The sequence below is a fragment of the Oscillatoria sp. FACHB-1407 genome, assembly GCF_014697545.1.
GTDB lineage: Bacteria > Cyanobacteriota > Cyanobacteriia > Elainellales > Elainellaceae > FACHB-1407.
Map to the genome: position 1 here is coordinate 185,492 of NZ_JACJSA010000010.1, position 16,821 is coordinate 202,312.

The following is a 16,821-nucleotide window of genomic DNA, read 5'->3' on the forward strand; positions in this document are numbered from 1 at the left end:
TCTGAACTAAAGTCCTCAGACTTTTATCCTTTAGCCTTCATCCTTTAGCCTTTCCCTATGCCCCTGCCAACGCCCCAAATACGACACAGCCGATCGCGATCCCTACAACAATCGGTAGCTTTTTGAGGCTGGCGAGAATCACCGCAAGGGTAGCGGCGATCGCTCCCAGGCTACTTTGGGGAGTGTCGGTAAAACTGGCAATGCTGCCGACGGTGATCACCAGAATCACAGCGAGGGGCAAATGGGCAAGCCAGCGAGTCGGGATGAATTTGGGGGGAACCCACACCCCAGAACTCCGCATTACATAGGTACCAATGCCAGCTAATGCAATAATCAACCAGATCATGAAGAACCTTCCTTAGCATCAGAAATGGAAGCGGATGAGGGTGGGTTAAGCAGGAGGGTTGCGGCGATCGCAACCCCCAAAATGGCAATCAGGATGCCAGTTGAGCCAAAACTTTGGGTGACCAGTGCAAGGGCAACACCGATGCCGATGACCACTACAACCTCACGTCCCCACAATCGCCGGACGTTATCGGTCAGCAAATAGAGGAACATCGCAGGCAGGGCAAATTGCAACCACCGTTCTGGGATTTGCAGTCCTACAACGGCTCCCAGGCAGGTGCCCAAAACCCAGGCAGACCAGCAACTCACATTCATGCCCAGGTAGTACAGAAACGATCGCGGTTCGTCGAGCATATTCAGGGCAAAGGTTTCATCGATCAGACCATGCGCCAATAGCCAGCGTTTGCCCCAGGGAAACCGGTTATAAATTTTTTGAGCCGCTGCCAGACTCATGGGAATATGGCGCAGGTTAATGATCAGCATGGTCAACACAATGCTGAACCAGGGCAACCCCTGACGCACCGCCTCCGCTGCGGCAAACTGGGATGCTCCGGCATAGACTCCCATTGACATGCCAATCGTGGCGATCGCCGGAATACCTGCCTGCACCGAGACGGCTCCAAAACTAACGGCAATTGGAAAGAAACCAGCCACCACGCCAATGACGCGACTGGCACCCTTCAAGAAATCATTCATGTGAACCCCCGTGAACTCGAACCTTGTATCTCAGGTTACTGAAGGGCGATCGCTTGGGTCTTGAATGTTATTGCTCTGTTTCAACCAAGAGAATGGGACAAGGGGGAATGGCTCCTTCGCACCTCCTGCCCCACTCTACCGCTGTGTCCATAACGTTCAACCATGAGGAGAACGGGCTAAAATGTGGGAACTTAGACGCTTCAAACCCATTCACACGTCACTCTGCTCAACAGCGAGTTAAACCTATGGTGCAAGAACTAACCCATCCCACAACTGATCCAGGACTGCGACCCGAATTAGAAGCCTTTTGGATGCCCTTCACGGCAAATCGACAGTTTAAGTCCAAGCCTCGCATCTTTGTCTCCGCCAAAGATATGCACTTCACCACGGAGGATGGACGACAGGTCTTAGACGGCACAGCAGGGTTATGGTGCGTGAATGCAGGACATTGCCGTACCCGAATTGTAGAAGCCGTTCACCAACAGGTTGCTACCTTAGATTTTGGTCCTACTTTCCAAATGGGGCATCCCGGCCCCTTCCAGTTAGCCGATCGCCTTGCCAAGATGTTACCGGGCGATCTAGATCATGTTTTCTTTGCTAACTCTGGATCGGAAGCCGTAGACACAGCCCTCAAAATTGCGATCGCCTATCATCGGGCGCGAGGTCAGGGCACTCGTCAGCGGCTCATCGGACGCGAGCGCGGATATCACGGGGTCGGTTTTGGTGGTATCTCTGTCGGTGGCATTGGCCCCAACCGCAAGTTCTTTGGCAGTTTGCTCAACGGAGTTGACCATCTGCCCCACACCCACAATCTGGAACACAACGCCTTCAGCAAAGGGCAACCAGAGTGGGGTGCCCATCTGGCAGATGAGCTAGAACGGCTTGTGGCACTGCATGATGCCTCCAACATTGCTGCTGTTATTGTGGAACCCGTCGCAGGCTCAACGGGTGTGCTGATACCACCTAAAGGCTATTTGCAGCGACTCCGCCAAATCTGCGATAAACACGGTATTTTGCTGATTTTTGATGAAGTCATTACCGGGTTTGGGCGACTCGGCAGTTCCTTTGCAGTCGAGCATTTTGATGTCATGCCTGATATGGTGACCGTCGCAAAAGGCATCACCAATGGCACGATTCCCATGGGAGCCGTGTTTGTCCGGAAGGGCATTTATGAGGCGTTTATGGATGCACCTGACAACGCGATCGAACTGTTCCATGGATACACCTATTCGGGTCATCCAGTCGCTTGTGCCGCAGGACTGGCAACCTTGGACATTTACGAAGAAGAAGGTCTGTTCCAACGAGCACGGGATATATCGAGCTATTGGGAGAATGCCGTTCATTCATTGAAAGGCTTGCCCCATGTTATTGATATTCGCAACCTGGGATTAGTTGCAGGGATTGAGCTAGAGTCTATTCCTGGAAAGCCGACGGCTCGTGCTTTTGACATCTTTTTGCGGTGTTACGAAAAAGGTTTATTGATTCGTACAACAGGCGATATCATTGCCCTCTCACCACCGCTCATTATCGAGAAGCATCACATCGACCAGTTAGTCGAAATGCTCTCTGAGGTAATACGCGAAACTGCGTAATACCTTTCCATTTGAGCTACACATTCACGCATCTGTCAGGGCGGTTCGCGAACCACCCTGACAGCGTCTGTAGTTCAGCGTTACTGAATAGAGGGATGATTATTTTGATACAGACATGAGTGAGGCACTCACATTCCTTTCAGGTGAATCGTTTGAACCATTGCGAGCATCCTGCTTGCGACTCATTCATCCCCAAGATTAGCAACATCTGTTGTTCTACTTTTTTCAGTCAACGAGTTGTTTTCATTGACTCATTCAACACTTTATTTCTACTTCTTTTTCTTCTTCTTACCTTTCTTTTTATCTCGTTTAGAAAACGGATCAGAATTGGCGGGTACTAATTCAGCTACTGTACTTTTAGCAGTACTCACTGCCTCCTGTACCGCTGTTTTTGCTGTATTGCCAATGTGACTGGCTGATTGTTGGACAGACCTCTTAGAATGTTTTGGAGTTGTTTTTAAGGTGTCCATGACATCTGTAAAACTGGGTGTGACATCTCCAACTGCTAACCGAATGGCATCGATCGCATCTCGCATGGATAACCTCACATCACTCAAATTATCTTGAACACCAAACGCTGCACTTTGAATCGGATTGGTAGCTGTGTGATGCTGTGAAGCAGTCTCTTCTTTGGAGGAATCACGGCTCTCATTAGATGCATTTTGGTTTGATGCATTAGACTCATCATCATTGTCAGCATGACGACCATTGCCATTTCCCGCTTTTTGAATGAGTCGCTCTACCGCCGCTTCAACAACTTCACCAATCAGCGCACCAACAATCGTTGCACCAATAGTTTTTGCATTTCCACCTAAAGCACCCATGACTCCTTGATTACCTTGCGCTTCATCAAGAAGATGGTTTTTTTTGGACTTCTTTTTTGCCATCATTATCCACTAAAAAGCATCAAGTCCTTAACTTTAACTTAACCACTTGAGCACTGTATCTACAGTAAGGACGAGCTTTAGGTGCGATCGCTCTACTTCAAGAAAGAGGATAAATAAGACTCAATTCAGATTGAGCCTCTGGCACATCAATTTGCAGCAATCATCACACTATTGGATTTAATCACGGCAAAAACATCTTTTCCTTTCTTTAATCCCAGGTTATCTGCGGATGTTCGCGTCACAATCGACACCAACTCCACGCCTGGGGCAATCGCCAGAGTGACTTCTGCATTTACAGTCCCTTTGACAATCCGCTTCACTTTCGCTCTTAGAATATTGCGGGCACTAATCTGCACCGTTGGTAACGTTGCAGTACTGACTGTTTCAGCACTACCTGTGAGCGGCATCTCATCTTCTTCCTCTAAATCCTCGGAGAATTCGATGGTGTTAACATCAATCGACTCAGAAGGGAGCGATCGCCCCATTTGCCGAATCATTTCCCGTAAAATCTCGGTTTTAGTCCGCTGCGTTTGCTGACAAATCTGCTCCAGAATTTGCCTTTCTTCATCCGACGATTGAAACGTAATCCAGCCTTGTTCCTTTCTTGGCATCGTAGAATACTAAATAAGTTGGTATAAAGTTGGTACTATTTGCTCATCAATTAATTCTAGCGACAGATTGCAGGTCTAATCGTTCTGAATTAACAGCACCAACTCGGTTTCCCAATTCAATTCAAGTTTGGTCTTATGAAACGAAGACGCGTTCTCGCTTTTCTCAGCGGATTGCTGGCGACACTCATGCTGGCGATCGGTGTTCGGTTTATCCTGCCCACTCCTGCTAAGGCCCAATCGGTAACCCTATTGATCGCTGCTGCTGCCAGTCTCCAAGATGCCCTCGAAGAGCTCGATCCAATGTTTGAACGAGCCAACCGGGACATCACCATCAACTACAACTTTGCTGCGTCTGGACCGCTACAACAACAAATTGAACAAGGTGCACCCGTTGACCTCTTCATTTCGGCGGCTGCCCGACAAATGAATACACTGCAAGAACGCAATCTCATCGTCTCCAACACCCGTCGCAATCTGCTGACGAACAACCTGGTTTTAGTTGTGCCACGTAACTCTACGTTGCAACTCAGTGGCTTCCGGCAGTTAACCAATCCCAGAGTCAGACACATTTCAATCGGAGAACCACGCAGCGTTCCTGCCGGACAATACGCTGAAGAATTATTTACTAACCTGGGAATTTTAGACCAACTACAATCCAAATTTGTACTCGGAAACTCAGTTCGTAATGTGTTGGCAAGCGTTGAAAGTGGCAACGCTGATGCAGGAGTAGTTTACACAACCGATGCTCGCATTGCAGATCAGGTGCAACAAGTGGCAACTGCTCCCAGCAACTTACACTCACCCATCGTGTACCCGATGGCAGTAATTGCCACTAGCCGCAACCAAGAAGCCACTCGTACCTATGCTCGATTCCTGAGCAGTAGCCAGGCTCAGGCCGTATTCCGACGCTATGGCTTTGGCATTGCCTCCTAAAGCAGGGCATGGGGTAGAGAGGTGATGGAGTGATAGGTAATGAACGCTCCACCTCCCCCACTCCCCCACTCTTTTACTCTCCTACTCTCCCACTCCCTACTTTCCACATGACCCCCGAGCTTTCCCCGTTGTGGATTTCGCTTAAAACCGCAGGGCTTGCTACCCTTGCCACGTTTTTTACAGGTATTGCAGCAGCTTACTGGATGCTGGGTTATCGAGGACGATGGAAGTCCATTATTGAAGGGATTTTCATTTCACCGTTGATCCTGCCGCCAACGGTAGTGGGCTTTTTGCTGTTGTTGCTGTTTGGCAGAAATGGTCTTTTTGGGCAGTTACTGGTGCAGTTTAATTTCACCATTGTCTTCACCTGGTATGCCGCTGTGATCACCGCTACCGTGGTGGCATTTCCCTTAATGTATAAAACCGCATTGGGGGCATTCGAGCAGGTTGATAGCAGTCTGCTCCAAGTAGCTCAAACGTTGGGTGCCTCCAGGGCACGGATTTTCTGGCGCATCCTCCTGCCTCTTTCGGTGCCGGGAATTTTAGCGGGAACCACACTTGCATTTGCGCGAGCGTTAGGGGAGTTTGGTGCAACCCTGATGCTGGCAGGAAACATTCCTGGGCAAACGCAAACCATTCCCATGGCGATTTACTTTGCGGTAGAAGCAGGGGCAATGAATGAGGCATGGCTATGGGTCAGTATCATCATGACGATCTCGCTGTCGGGCATCATTGCAGTAAATTTGTGGCAAAAGCAGTATGAGCGCAAGGTTCGGGGGCTTTCGTTTGGGGTGGTTGAAGCGAATGAACCTGTTACCAGTAGGGGTCAACGGGCTGAATCTCCTCAAATTGTGCCCCTGGTCAAGCCGACCTTCTCGGATACGCAGCAGGGATTGTTGGTTGATATTCAAAAACAACTCACCAACTTTACGCTGAATACAGCATTTGCGGCTCAACAAGAGACGCTGGGATTGCTGGGGGGGTCAGGTTCTGGTAAAAGCATGACTCTCCGCTGCATTGCAGGTGTTGAAACACCTACTCAAGGTCGCATTGTCTTAAATGGTCAATTGTTGTTTGATTCGGAGCGGCGAATCAATGTTCCAAGTCATCAGCGTAAAGTCAGTCTGGTGTTTCAGAACTACGCTCTATTTCCTCACATGACCGTCGCCCAAAACATTGCCTTTGGGTTGCAGCATTTGCCCAAAACAGTCCGATCGCAACGGGTGAGCCAACAACTTGCATTAGTCCAGTTAGGGGGATTGGGCGATCGCTATCCCCATCAACTATCCGGCGGACAACAACAAAGGGTAGCCTTAGCACGAGCACTGGCAACAGAGCCAGAGGCATTGTTGCTGGATGAGCCATTTTCGGCACTCGATACCTACCTGCGTGCTCAGGTCGAACGACAATTAATCGAGACGCTATCAACCTATTCAGGGGTGACACTGTTTGTAACCCACAACCTGGAGGAAGCCTTTCGGGTCTGTGAAAAGCTCATGGTGATGTCAGGAGGAAGGGCGATCGCCTTTGATTCTAAGCACCGCATTTTTGAACACCCCCAAACCGTGCGTGTGGCTCAGCTCACGGGATGTAAAAACTTTTCCCGTGCTGCGGCAGTTGAACCAGACGTCATAGAGGCGATCGACTGGGGCGTTAAATTGCAAGTTGCAGAAGCGATCGCCGACCATTCCACCGATGTGGGAATTCGCGCTCATCAGATCAGCATTACACCAACCGATCTGGGTTTGCCGAATACCTTCCCCTGTTGGTTAGCCTCCACCAGCGAAACTCCACATCGTATGACCCTGTTTCTCAAGTTGAACGATCAACCGGACGGAGCACAGGACTACCATGTGCAAGCCGAAGTATTTAAGGAAAAGTGGCAGGTGCTGAAGGATCATCCTCTTCCCTGGTATGTGCAGTTTGATCCCCTGCGTCTGATGCTGATGGCTGGTTAACTAGCCTCAAGCAGTGATCACAACGGCACGATCATGGTGACCTCGGCTTGGAACCCAACCTTCCCAAACTCATACCTTTTGTCGCTGCTTCACGCACCAATTTCAACTTCAAAATAGATGTTTTTCCGATCGCCCGGAATCACCTCAATTCTGCTCATGCGTGTCACTCGTGACAAATATTCACTGATGTTTCTGATGTTGCCTACGATACTCCAATAAGTTTCAGCGTTGGTACAGGTAATGGTTAGGATTGGCATATCCAGATTCACTGCGATTGACCACTGGCAGTGAGCCAGCAGTGCTTGTGTAATGCGATCGCATCCATCATAAAAGTGTTTGTTGACCGCCTCTTCAAGTTGTAAGAGCAAGGCGCGATCATCAGGAGGAAGTGCAGACGGTTGCATAGGTCACTTGCGGGAGTAATAACGAAGGGTGAAGGGTTGGCTGTGTACAACGGTGAATTTATCCGCTGCATTGATGTGTAAGTTCTAACGAGATAACCGATTTGTAGAGCGATCGCTTCCTGCTGTTAGAGCGCACCAAAGACATACGAGCATTTTTTGATTACCAACTATATTGGTAGCATTTATGGGTGCGATAAGGGGGTCACCGTTAAGCCTGTACTCGCATTCCAAAAGCCGGTCGTGGTCAACGTTTCAAGATTCCTTGGGTTTGGGGTACGAGTATTTCTAAGTTGAGTTCGAGATACAAGCTTCTAGCAGTTGCAGTTGGGCTAACCCTCGTTCCCTTTGGATGGAGAGGATAGCTTTGGTCAGAGAGCCAATACCTTAATCAGTCAGCTATCGATTAACCGATACCCTCAAAAGACGAATTGCCAGAGGCTAGAACCCCTGGCAATGAAGCAAAACAACGGTAGGACGGACAAGCTGGTGACAAGATTCGAACTTGCGACCTGCTGATTACAAGTCAGCTGCTCTACCAACTGAGCTACACCAGCAATCAACAGATACTATAACACTATTTCGGATCGTTCTTTTCCAAGTTTCCCCTGACTTATTTAGAATTACCTCCCAGGTAGAAACACGGAATCTTTATGAAAGCACGACTAACCAAGAAGATTAAGCAAAATCAGCGATTGAGACTATCACTTCCTCTTAAAAACATTTAAACCAGTAATATTACTACCGCTGTGTAGAGGGTTTGAGGTATGGTTTCTCCGTATTTAGATTCAGATTATTCCGCTTCAGGGTTAACGACTCCTGATCTGCTCAATCCTTCGCAAGCCATCGCCGACCTGATTGACGATAATCGTCTCATTCAAACCCATATCCGCTTACAAATTCCTAAAAACTTTCATCGAGAGCCGATTATCTCTCGCCTCATTTCCGAGCATCGGATTGCAGTCAACGTCACTTCAGCACCTGCTGCAACTAATCTAAGGTGCGATCGCTGGTTTACTCTGGAGTTGCGAGGTAAGGTCAAGCAAGTTCGCAATGCGTTGGCTTACCTAAATGAAATCAACCATTCCGGACATCCGTAGTTCTAGTGATAAGACATTCAAAATAACCCTAAAGGGTACCAGCATTGGCAACCACAAAAGCCAAATTTTACGGATGCCAGTAACTGAGCAAGTTTGATTACATCGGAGATATAGCAATATCTAGCGATAGAAACAATGATTTGCTTCTATCGGACTGGATAGCAGCTACAGAAACCTTCGCACCCCTAGGATGGGTTTATGAACGGCACTCCCGAAGTAATCACGGTTTATGCACCCAGACGTATTGACTGCTGTACTGCTCCTTTCCTGGCTAAGGATTTAGATGAAAAATTACAAGCAGGGGTGTCTCTCATCCTTGATTTGGGTCAAACTCGGTTTATTGATCCTCCCAGCGCAGATGTCTTGATTCAGGGAATTTTGAAGGCAAAACAACGCCGCGCCCGTTTATCGCTACAAAGAGTAGCCCCCCAAGTTAAGGTCGTTCTAGAGATGGCAGGGGTGCTGCAATTTTTCCGCCGCAAATAACCTCATAGTCAAATTGAATTGTGATCAAGGCAGATGTCGGTAGGGACGGGTTTTGTAGATAGGTTCTTAGGTTTGCCGTTAGTAAACCGCTAAACCCGCCCTTACGAGCATCTGCATTTGCACGGGAAACCATCTAAATCGGTATCACCAGTCAGTCGCAGGCTTTAGCTCACAATTTTGGGGTCGTATCACTACCATTCAAAAATTGCATTTTGTTAATGCGTCAACTGCATAGAAGACTTTTCCCTGACCATATAAAAGGTTAGATTAGAATTACTTGTTAACTGGATTAAAAATACTTGTCATCGCTTGCCCTGATTCCTGTGCCCTAGTTTTAGATCAATGCAGATTATGGATAAAAGAGCTGACAAAAAACATCAAGACCAAGTTGTTGCTACCTCTGGCAACACATCCGGTGCCGACTTCAATTTTGATTTGTGGGCAAGTGCGGTGAAGCGGCAGATGATTGCCTCACTGCGCAAGCGTGGTGATCAATAATTGATTCCTGAATGGGCAGAAATTGCTTAAAATCAAGCGGAAACTCTCATTCAGGCATTCATGAGCCAGATTTCACCGCAAAAGCCCCCGATTACGTCTCAACCCAGGGCTAAAACCAACGTTTTACAGCAGCACGCTCCCTGGCTCTACGCATTTTGGAAATTTTCTCGCCCCCATACCGTTGTTGGTACAACACTCAGTGTTTTGGGGTTGTATTGCATTGCTCTATCCCGTGTTGGAGTGTTGTCTTCTGCTGAAGGCTTCAATGCCTTGCTAACAGCGGGACAAGCAGCAATCATGGATGCAGTATTGCCAACGTTGCTGGCGTGTCTCTGCGGCAATGTTTACATTGTGGGGCTTAACCAGTTAGAGGATGTAGCGATCGATCGGGTCAACAAACCTCACTTGCCACTTGCGTCAGGGGAATTTTCTCGGCGGGAGGCGCAAGTTATTGTCGTATTAACAGGTATTGTGGCGATCGCCCTTGCTGTTCTCCAGGGTCATTTTTTACTGGCTACGATTGGCATTAGTTTGGCGATCGGCACTGCCTACTCACTCCCGCCTATTCGTTTAAAGCGATTCCCCGTATGGGCATCGTTTTGCATCTTCACTGTTCGTGGGGTTGTGGTGAATGTAGGCTTGTTTCTGCACTTTAACGATCGGTTGCAGCAAAACACAGCCATACCCATCACGGTATGGGTGCTGACAGCCTTTATTCTGGTGTTTACATTGGCGATCGCCCTGTTCAAGGACATTCCAGATATGGAAGGCGATCGACGCTACAACATTACGACGTTTACGATTCGTCTGGGACAGCGAGCCGTATTTAACCTCTGCCGCTGGATTTTGACCAGTTGTTATGTGGGCATCATGATGGCTGCCCGATGGATGCCCCAGGTCAATACAGCGTTGTTGATTGGGGTTCACAGCGTGATTTTAGCTTTGTTCTGGTGGTACAGCTTGCGCGTCGATCTACAAGATAAAGCCCAGATTGCTCGGTTCTACCAATTTATTTGGAAACTGTTTTTTCTGGAATATCTGCTGTTTCCGATTGCCTGTTTACTGGGGTAGCAGTCAGTCCTAATTTCAGGAACTATTTTGGGGATTTAGTCGTCTGCAAGCGTAGCGTACCGGGTTTTAGTATCGGACTTAACGTAAAGTTTAGTGGGCAAGATTAAACTTTCATGACGGAAAACAACACCCCTTCTCCAACCTCTGGTAAGTTGAGCGACAAGCTAAAAACGCTAGCGATCCAGGGCTTACTTGGAACGATTTCTCTCACTGCCGCTGCTATAATCCCCATTTTGGTGCAGCGATTTTTCACTCCTCCGACTTCTGTAGTGCCTGCTTCTACCGTGCCAGGTGCTGCTCCGGTTGAGATTCAATCTCAAACCAACCCTGAACCTCAGTTAAATGTTCAGTCTGAAGGCAAACAACGAGGCAGGGAGCGGAATAGATCTCGGGAGGAAGATGACGATTAGAGAGAGATGGGCGATCGCTCAGCATTCACCTCTAATGGGCATCTATGGGGAGCAACCTCTCTCAAATTTTGCAATCGCAAGGGACACGCTTTGTCCGCATTCTCTGGTGTGATAATGCGAATGTGATTCGGGGCAAAGCCTTTCACGTTGGGTTTTTGTCAGAGCATCAGACCCACGGCATCGGTATCTCGATCGCTCAACAAGCCATTCCCGTCATGTATGACGCGGTTGCAGCGGAGAGTGGGTTGGGTCCGGTGGGTGAAGTGTGGTTAACCCCTGACTGGTCTACCCTCAACCCGTTGCCCTACGCAGTAGGTCATGCGCGGGTGATGGGAGACATGGTGCATCAGGGAAAACCGTGGGCATTATGTCCGCGATCGTTTCTCAAGCGGATGATTGCCCAGGCAGATGAAATGGGCTTGCAGATCAAAGCCGCCTTTGAGCATGAATTTTACTTGTTGCGATCGCCTACTTCACCCGATGAACTGACTCCAGCCGATCAAACTGTGTTTGCAGCGACACTGGGCATGGACTTAAACCAGCCCGTCATTGATGACATTGCTGAAGCCCTGTTGTCTCAAGGTATTCCCGTCGAACGCTACTACCCAGAGTCGGGTCCGGGACAACACGAAATCTCCATCCGCTACACTGATGCACTGCGAGCGGCAGACTGGCAAATCGCCTTTCGAGAAACCGTCCGGGGGGTGGCATTGCGGCATGGGTTACGTGCCTCGTTTTTACCCAAGATTTTTGCTAACCATGCTGGCAGCGGCTGTCATCTGCATCTCAGTGTGTGGCAGGATGGGCAGAACATTTCTTCCGATCCCCATAGTGCCAGTGGCCTGTCTAAAACGGCGATCGCTTTCATCGCAGGCATTCTAGAGCACTTACCCGCTTTGATGGCGGTGACGACTCCCAGCGTCAACTCCTATCGTCGCCTGCAACCTCATTTTTGGAGTGGAGCGTTCCGCTGTTGGGGTCTAGACAATCGGGAAGCTGCGGTGCGCGTTCCCAGCAATCCCGTTGGTGCTCCCACACACATCGAACTCAAGACGGTGGATGCATCTGCTAATCCCTACCTGGCATTGGGGGCGGCGATCGCCGCTGGTTTAGACGGCATTCAACGAGGGCTTGAGCCGGGAGAACCTGTCAGCGTTGACCCAGGGTATATGCCTGAGCAGGAACGGGTGAACCAGGGAGTTGATCGGCTGCCCACCAACTTGGGAGAGGCGATCGCCCACTTGAGCCAAAACAACACGCTGTTGAATGCACTCAGTGCAGATTTAGCCAGAGCCTTTCTTGCGGTGCGTCGAGCCGAGTGGCAAGCCCTCAAGGAGATGAGCTTGGAGGACGAGGTCAAGTTGTTGTTGGAGCGGTATTGAAAAAATGGGAAGTAGGAAGCGGGAGTAGGGGGCAGAGAATGGATTTATCTCATATCAGCGCGATCGACCAGCACGCCCACAACCTGTTGCGACCAGAGGTCATGGCGAACACGCCATACACTGCCGCTTTTACAGAAGGATACGCCCCGGCAATTGTGAACGGTCATGCCAACCATACATTGTGCTATCGCCGTAGCCTGCGGGAGATTGCGGAATTGCTCAATTGTGACTCTACGCAGGAGACAATCCTGAGACGACGGACTGAGTTGGGTTTAGAGGAACTGACTCGCCTCTGCTTTGGGGCGGCGAATTTGAAGGCGATCGTGTTGGATGATGGGTTTCTGCCAGACACGATCTTGCCAGTGGAATGGCACCAGCCCTTTGTCACGACTCATCGCCTGCTACGGTTGGAATGGTTAGCGGAGCAGATGATTCCCCAGGTAAATCGGTTTGAAATTTTTTTGGAATGGTTTCGCAGTGAGTTAGACCCACCCCCCAAAGGGGTGATCGGCTTCAAAAGCGTAGCTGCCTATCGCACTGGATTAGACATTCAATCGATTCCCTACGACATGGCAGCAGACTCGTTTTATGCCATTCAGCAAGGCTTTCCTGGACAACGCATTCGATTAGCAGATAAACCTCTAATTGACTTTCTGTTGCATGAGGCACTGGCGATCGCCGCTCGTTATCAGCTACCCGTGCAATTTCACACAGGCTTTGGTGATCCTGACCTGGATCTGCGTCTGGCGAATCCGCTTCATCTGCGACCACTACTCGAAAATCCCCGCTATCAGACCGTTCCCATTGTGTTGTTGCACGCTGCCTATCCCTTTACCCGTGAAGCCGGATATTTGACAGCTGTTTATCCTCAGGTTTATCTGGATTGTGGTCTGGCGGTGCCATTTTTGAGTGTGGCAGGGATGCGACAGGCGATCGCCATGATGCTTGAACTCAGCCCTACCAGCAAATTGATGTATTCTTCTGATGCCCATCTCATCCCAGAGTTGTACTATTTGGGAGCCAAATGGGGGCGAGAGGCACTGGCACAGGTGTTAGAGCAAGCTATTCAAGATGGCGATCTAACCGCGTTAGAAGCGGAAGAAGTCGCTGTTGCGATTTTGGCTGGCAATGCTAGTGTTCTCTACCGAATCGGTGATAGAGCGACTACTGTTCCAGAAAGATGAATTCTCGAATACAGCAAGCAAACTGAGGGTGGCGGTCAGGGCGATCGCTGTCAGAATCGTGTCAACTCTTAAGTCTAAATTCAGTTTCATCATCTTCCTCTCCACCAATCAATCGAAACGGGGTAGTACAAGCGGGATCAATTTCCCAGAGGATAACTGGATCCTACCCACGTTGACCGCCGTGAATTCACGATTGTTCTCCCTTTCACAGAATCATCACTTCTCCGTTGAATTCCGTAAAAACTTAATCAAATCTCAATTGGGGAAGGACTTACGCACTTGCAGCCTAAACCCATGACAAAGCTGCTCTACTCCTCGCGATAGAATTGAGTCTGGGGATCTTTAGAGGATTGGGCGATCGCACCTATGCTGGAAACTTTCCGAACCTGGCTCTATGGGCTGGAGCAGTTTGCTAATGGGCAAGTGGCGGATCAATTGACTCATTTGACTCCGCTCAGTGTGGGGATCATTTTTGCGGCGGGGTTATTGACCAGCCTCACTCCTTGCATGTTGTCGATGCTACCGATCACGATTGGCTATATCGGGGGTTATGAGGCAACTAGTCGAGTCCGGGCGGCTGCCCAGTCTACCTGGTTTTCGTTGGGGTTAGCGACAACGCTTGCGATTTTGGGAATTGTGGCGGCGATCGCAGGCAAATTATACGGTCAAGTCGGGATCGGTCTGCCGATTGTGGTCAGTGTCGTTTCGATTCTCATGGGACTCAACCTGTTAGAGGCGTTGCCGTTGCAGTTGCCCTCCTTTACAGGGTTAGATTTCATTCCCAAGACCGCTCCCGAAGGCGTTCGAGCCTACCTGTTGGGGCTAACGTTTGGGCTGGTCGCGTCTCCCTGTAGCACTCCCGTTCTAGCAACGTTGCTGGCATGGGTGTCTACCACTCATAATCCTGTGTTGGGTGGGGTGATGCTGTTGTCTTACACCGCAGGTTATGTCGCACCGTTGATCCTGGCAGGAACCTTCACCGCATCGATTAGAAAGATTTTGGAGTTGCGTCGTTGGTCAGGTTGGATTACGCCCACCAGTGGCGCATTACTGGTTGGATTTGGCGTATTTTCGCTGCTGTTTCGACTGTTTCCTTCAGGCGTTTGAAATCATTCAGATGCACAGACATGATTCATCGCTCCCTATGATTCAAATGTACAGACGTGATTCATCGCGTCTCTCCTCACCTAAACCTTTTGATTTCCCATGGCTTCAGAGACTCCTTCTAATTGGACAACCTTAAGTAAACTGCCTCAGCAGTATTTTCAAAAGGAATTGTTGCCCCTGCTGTCTGATTTGCGCTTGGCGATCGTGTTGTTGTTGGCGATCGCTATCTTTAGCATCTCTGGCACCGTGATCGAGCAGGGTGAAACGCTGGAGTTTTATCAAGCCAACTATCCGGAGCATCCGGCTCTGTTTGGCTTTCTCACCTGGAAGGTGATTTTGCAAGTCGGACTCGATCACGTCTACCGCACCTGGTGGTTTCTGGCATTGCTGATTTTGTTCGGCTCTAGCCTGACGGCTTGTAGTTTTACCCGTCAACTGCCGACCCTCAAATCGGCGCAACGATGGAGCTACTACACCCAACCCCGACAATTTGAAAAGCTGGCGTTGAGTGCGGAAATGGATGCCATCTCAGCATCGGCGGTGTTGCCTCTGTTGCAAAGCAAACGCTATCGCACCTATCAGGATGGTGACACGATCTACGCTCGCAAGGGCATTGCTGGGCGAATTGGTCCCATCATCGTTCATGTCAGCATGTTGATTATTCTGGCAGGGTCGATTTTTGGGGCAATGACGGGTTTCTTTGCTCAGGAGATGGTTCCCAGCTACGAAACCTTTAAGGTAGAACACGTCTTTGATGCAGGTCCCTGGGCAGCTTCGCAGATTCCCAAAGATTGGTCAGCTAAGGTAAATCGCTTCTGGATTGACTACACCCCCAACGGCACGATCGACCAGTTTTATTCCGACCTGTCGATCCTCGACGCTCAGGGCAACGAGGTAAAGCGCAAAACGATTCATGTGAATGAGCCGTTGCGTTATCACGGAGTGACGATGTATCAGGCCGACTGGGCGATCGCCGCGGTGCGAGTCCGCTTCAACAATAGCCCGGTGCTGCAACTGCCAATGGCAAAACTGGCGGTTCCCAATGGGCGTGTCTGGGGCACCTGGATCCCCACCAAGCCTGACCTGAGTGAGGGCGTTTCCCTCGTCGCAAAGGACTTACAGGGTACAGTCTTGATCTACGACAACGACGGTAACTTGCTCTCCACGACGCGACAGGGGATGGAGATTGAGGTCAACGGGGTGAGGCTCTCAGTGGTCGAGTTGATTGGTAGCACCGGATTGCAAATCAAAGCCGATCCCGGCATTCCCATTGTTTATCTGGGCTTTGGGCTGCTGATGGTGGGTGTGGCGATGAGCTACTTTTCCCATTCCCAGGTTTGGGCACTGCAATCGGGCGATCGCCTCTATATTGGGGGCAGAACGAACCGGGCACAGGTTGCGTTTGAGCGCGAAATGCTAGACATTCTAAATCAGTTAGAGAAGCCTTTGAATTCCCCCCAACCCTCTCAACCATCATGACAAACCCTGATTCTGAGATTCGCCGTTTAATCGAGTTGATGCCTGCATCAGGGCGAATGTATTGCAAGCTGGTCAGTAAGCCAGAGCAAGCCAGCGTCATCACAACCGAGTTTCCGGTGCCCTGGAAACAGGCTCGCCCCATCGTGATTAACTTTGACCTGTGGCGCGAGATGCCCCGTCCGCAGCGGGATATGGTGTTGCTGCGAACGGTTAGTTGGTTGATGTCGGTGAAGTGGCTGAAACCAACTCCCGCCACGGGTTTGGTCGCCGCTGGAGTGGTGGGCACAATTGTGGAACTGGCGCAAATTGATATGGTGGGGGCGATCGCCGCTGGAGCCTTGACCACCCTGGCAGGGTTGCAGATTTGGCGCAGCAATCGCAGCACTCAACGGGAACTGGAAGCGGATGAAGCCGCGATTCAAACCGCCGTACGACGGGGCTACACCGAGACAGAAGCGGCTCGTAACTTGGTCAGCGCGATCGAATCGCTGGCTCGGATTGAAGAACGTCCGAATACCTTCACTGAATTGCTACGTAGCCAAAATTTGAAGGCGATCGCGGGTCTGTCTCCTGTAGGTGTGCCGCAGTCCATGCGAAGCGAGTAAAGAGTGAGCGGGCGTGCTAAGCACACCCGCTCACTCTACCTAGATGACCTGTTTTTATGCTTAAAAGAGCAGTCAA

Annotated in this window: 18 protein-coding genes and 1 tRNA gene; 13 read left to right on the forward strand and 6 right to left on the reverse strand. The window is 49.9% G+C overall.

Going from position 1 to position 16,821, the window contains the following annotated elements:
* Positions 1-55: 55 nt before the first annotated feature.
* Together H6G89_RS17955 and H6G89_RS17960 are read right to left on the reverse strand one after the other, a co-directional pair.
* Complete coding sequence (locus H6G89_RS17955) at positions 56-346, reverse strand: AzlD domain-containing protein (protein ID WP_190508828.1); 291 nt, start codon at positions 344-346, stop codon at positions 56-58.
* Complete coding sequence (locus tag H6G89_RS17960) at positions 343-1,041, reverse strand: AzlC family ABC transporter permease (protein ID WP_190508832.1); 699 nt, start codon at positions 1,039-1,041, stop codon at positions 343-345. Before H6G89_RS17960 ends, H6G89_RS17955 begins: the two co-directional genes overlap by 4 nt.
* 245 nt (positions 1,042-1,286) lie before the next feature.
* On the opposite strand from H6G89_RS17960, the gene H6G89_RS17965 reads away from it, so the two are divergent.
* Positions 1,287-2,633, forward strand: coding sequence for an aspartate aminotransferase family protein (locus H6G89_RS17965; RefSeq protein WP_190508834.1), 1,347 nt, complete (start codon positions 1,287-1,289; stop codon positions 2,631-2,633).
* Between the two features lie 269 nt (positions 2,634-2,902).
* Here H6G89_RS17965 and H6G89_RS17970 read toward each other — a convergent pair whose 3' ends face one another.
* Positions 2,903-3,523, reverse strand: a complete 621-nt coding sequence (locus H6G89_RS17970; protein ID WP_190508836.1) for a hypothetical protein — start codon at positions 3,521-3,523, stop codon at positions 2,903-2,905.
* Between the two features lie 143 nt (positions 3,524-3,666).
* Entirely contained in the window at positions 3,667-4,131 is a 465-nt protein-coding gene (locus H6G89_RS36250) for a TOBE domain-containing protein (protein WP_190508838.1), read from the reverse strand.
* A gap of 135 nt (positions 4,132-4,266) precedes the next feature.
* On the opposite strand from H6G89_RS36250, the gene modA reads away from it, so the two are divergent.
* Together modA and modB are read left to right on the forward strand one after the other, a co-directional pair.
* The gene (gene modA, locus H6G89_RS17980) at positions 4,267-5,064 is read left to right on the forward strand and encodes a molybdate ABC transporter substrate-binding protein (RefSeq protein ID WP_190508840.1); all 798 of its coding nucleotides are present in this window, start codon (positions 4,267-4,269) and stop codon (positions 5,062-5,064) included.
* 107 nt (positions 5,065-5,171) lie between these two features.
* Positions 5,172-7,022, forward strand: a complete 1,851-nt coding sequence (gene modB, locus H6G89_RS17985) for a molybdate ABC transporter permease subunit (RefSeq protein WP_190508843.1) — start codon at positions 5,172-5,174, stop codon at positions 7,020-7,022.
* Between the two features lie 89 nt (positions 7,023-7,111).
* Here modB and H6G89_RS17990 read toward each other — a convergent pair whose 3' ends face one another.
* Both H6G89_RS17990 and H6G89_RS17995 read right to left on the reverse strand, forming a co-directional pair.
* A complete protein-coding gene (locus tag H6G89_RS17990) occupies positions 7,112-7,426 on the reverse strand; it encodes a hypothetical protein (RefSeq protein ID WP_190508846.1) in 315 nt (104 codons plus the stop codon).
* 481 nt (positions 7,427-7,907) lie between these two features.
* Positions 7,908-7,980, reverse strand: a tRNA-Thr gene (locus tag H6G89_RS17995).
* Between the two features lie 210 nt (positions 7,981-8,190).
* Here H6G89_RS17995 and H6G89_RS18000 point away from each other — a divergent pair.
* The 10 genes from H6G89_RS18000 (at position 8,191) to H6G89_RS18045 (ending at position 16,745) form a co-directional block, all read left to right on the forward strand.
* Positions 8,191-8,523 (forward strand): NIL domain-containing protein, encoded by a 333-nt coding sequence (locus H6G89_RS18000; protein ID WP_190508848.1) that lies wholly within the window; start codon positions 8,191-8,193, stop codon positions 8,521-8,523.
* Between the two features lie 198 nt (positions 8,524-8,721).
* On the forward strand, positions 8,722-9,009 hold the full coding sequence (locus tag H6G89_RS18005) for an STAS domain-containing protein (protein WP_190508849.1): 288 nt from the start codon (positions 8,722-8,724) through the stop codon (positions 9,007-9,009).
* A gap of 351 nt (positions 9,010-9,360) precedes the next feature.
* Positions 9,361-9,507 carry a hypothetical protein gene (locus tag H6G89_RS18010; protein ID WP_190508851.1) on the forward strand — a complete coding sequence of 49 codons (147 nt, stop codon included), beginning with the start codon at positions 9,361-9,363 and terminating at the stop codon, positions 9,505-9,507.
* A gap of 60 nt (positions 9,508-9,567) precedes the next feature.
* A complete protein-coding gene (locus tag H6G89_RS18015; protein WP_190508853.1) occupies positions 9,568-10,578 on the forward strand; it encodes a homogentisate phytyltransferase in 1,011 nt (336 codons plus the stop codon).
* A gap of 113 nt (positions 10,579-10,691) precedes the next feature.
* Complete coding sequence (locus H6G89_RS18020; RefSeq protein ID WP_190508856.1) at positions 10,692-10,988, forward strand: hypothetical protein; 297 nt, start codon at positions 10,692-10,694, stop codon at positions 10,986-10,988.
* A gap of 44 nt (positions 10,989-11,032) precedes the next feature.
* Positions 11,033-12,370 (forward strand): glutamine synthetase family protein, encoded by a 1,338-nt coding sequence (locus H6G89_RS18025; RefSeq protein WP_190508858.1) that lies wholly within the window; start codon positions 11,033-11,035, stop codon positions 12,368-12,370.
* A gap of 38 nt (positions 12,371-12,408) precedes the next feature.
* Positions 12,409-13,554, forward strand: a complete 1,146-nt coding sequence (locus H6G89_RS18030; protein WP_190508860.1) for an amidohydrolase family protein — start codon at positions 12,409-12,411, stop codon at positions 13,552-13,554.
* 366 nt (positions 13,555-13,920) lie between these two features.
* On the forward strand, positions 13,921-14,661 hold the full coding sequence (locus tag H6G89_RS18035; protein WP_190508862.1) for a cytochrome c biogenesis protein CcdA: 741 nt from the start codon (positions 13,921-13,923) through the stop codon (positions 14,659-14,661).
* Between the two features lie 99 nt (positions 14,662-14,760).
* Positions 14,761-16,140, forward strand: coding sequence for a cytochrome c biogenesis protein (locus H6G89_RS18040; RefSeq protein WP_190508864.1), 1,380 nt, complete (start codon positions 14,761-14,763; stop codon positions 16,138-16,140).
* The gene (locus tag H6G89_RS18045; RefSeq protein WP_190508867.1) at positions 16,137-16,745 is read left to right on the forward strand and encodes a DUF3318 domain-containing protein; all 609 of its coding nucleotides are present in this window, start codon (positions 16,137-16,139) and stop codon (positions 16,743-16,745) included. Before H6G89_RS18040 ends, H6G89_RS18045 begins: the two co-directional genes overlap by 4 nt.
* The last annotated feature ends 76 nt before the right edge of the window (positions 16,746-16,821 follow it).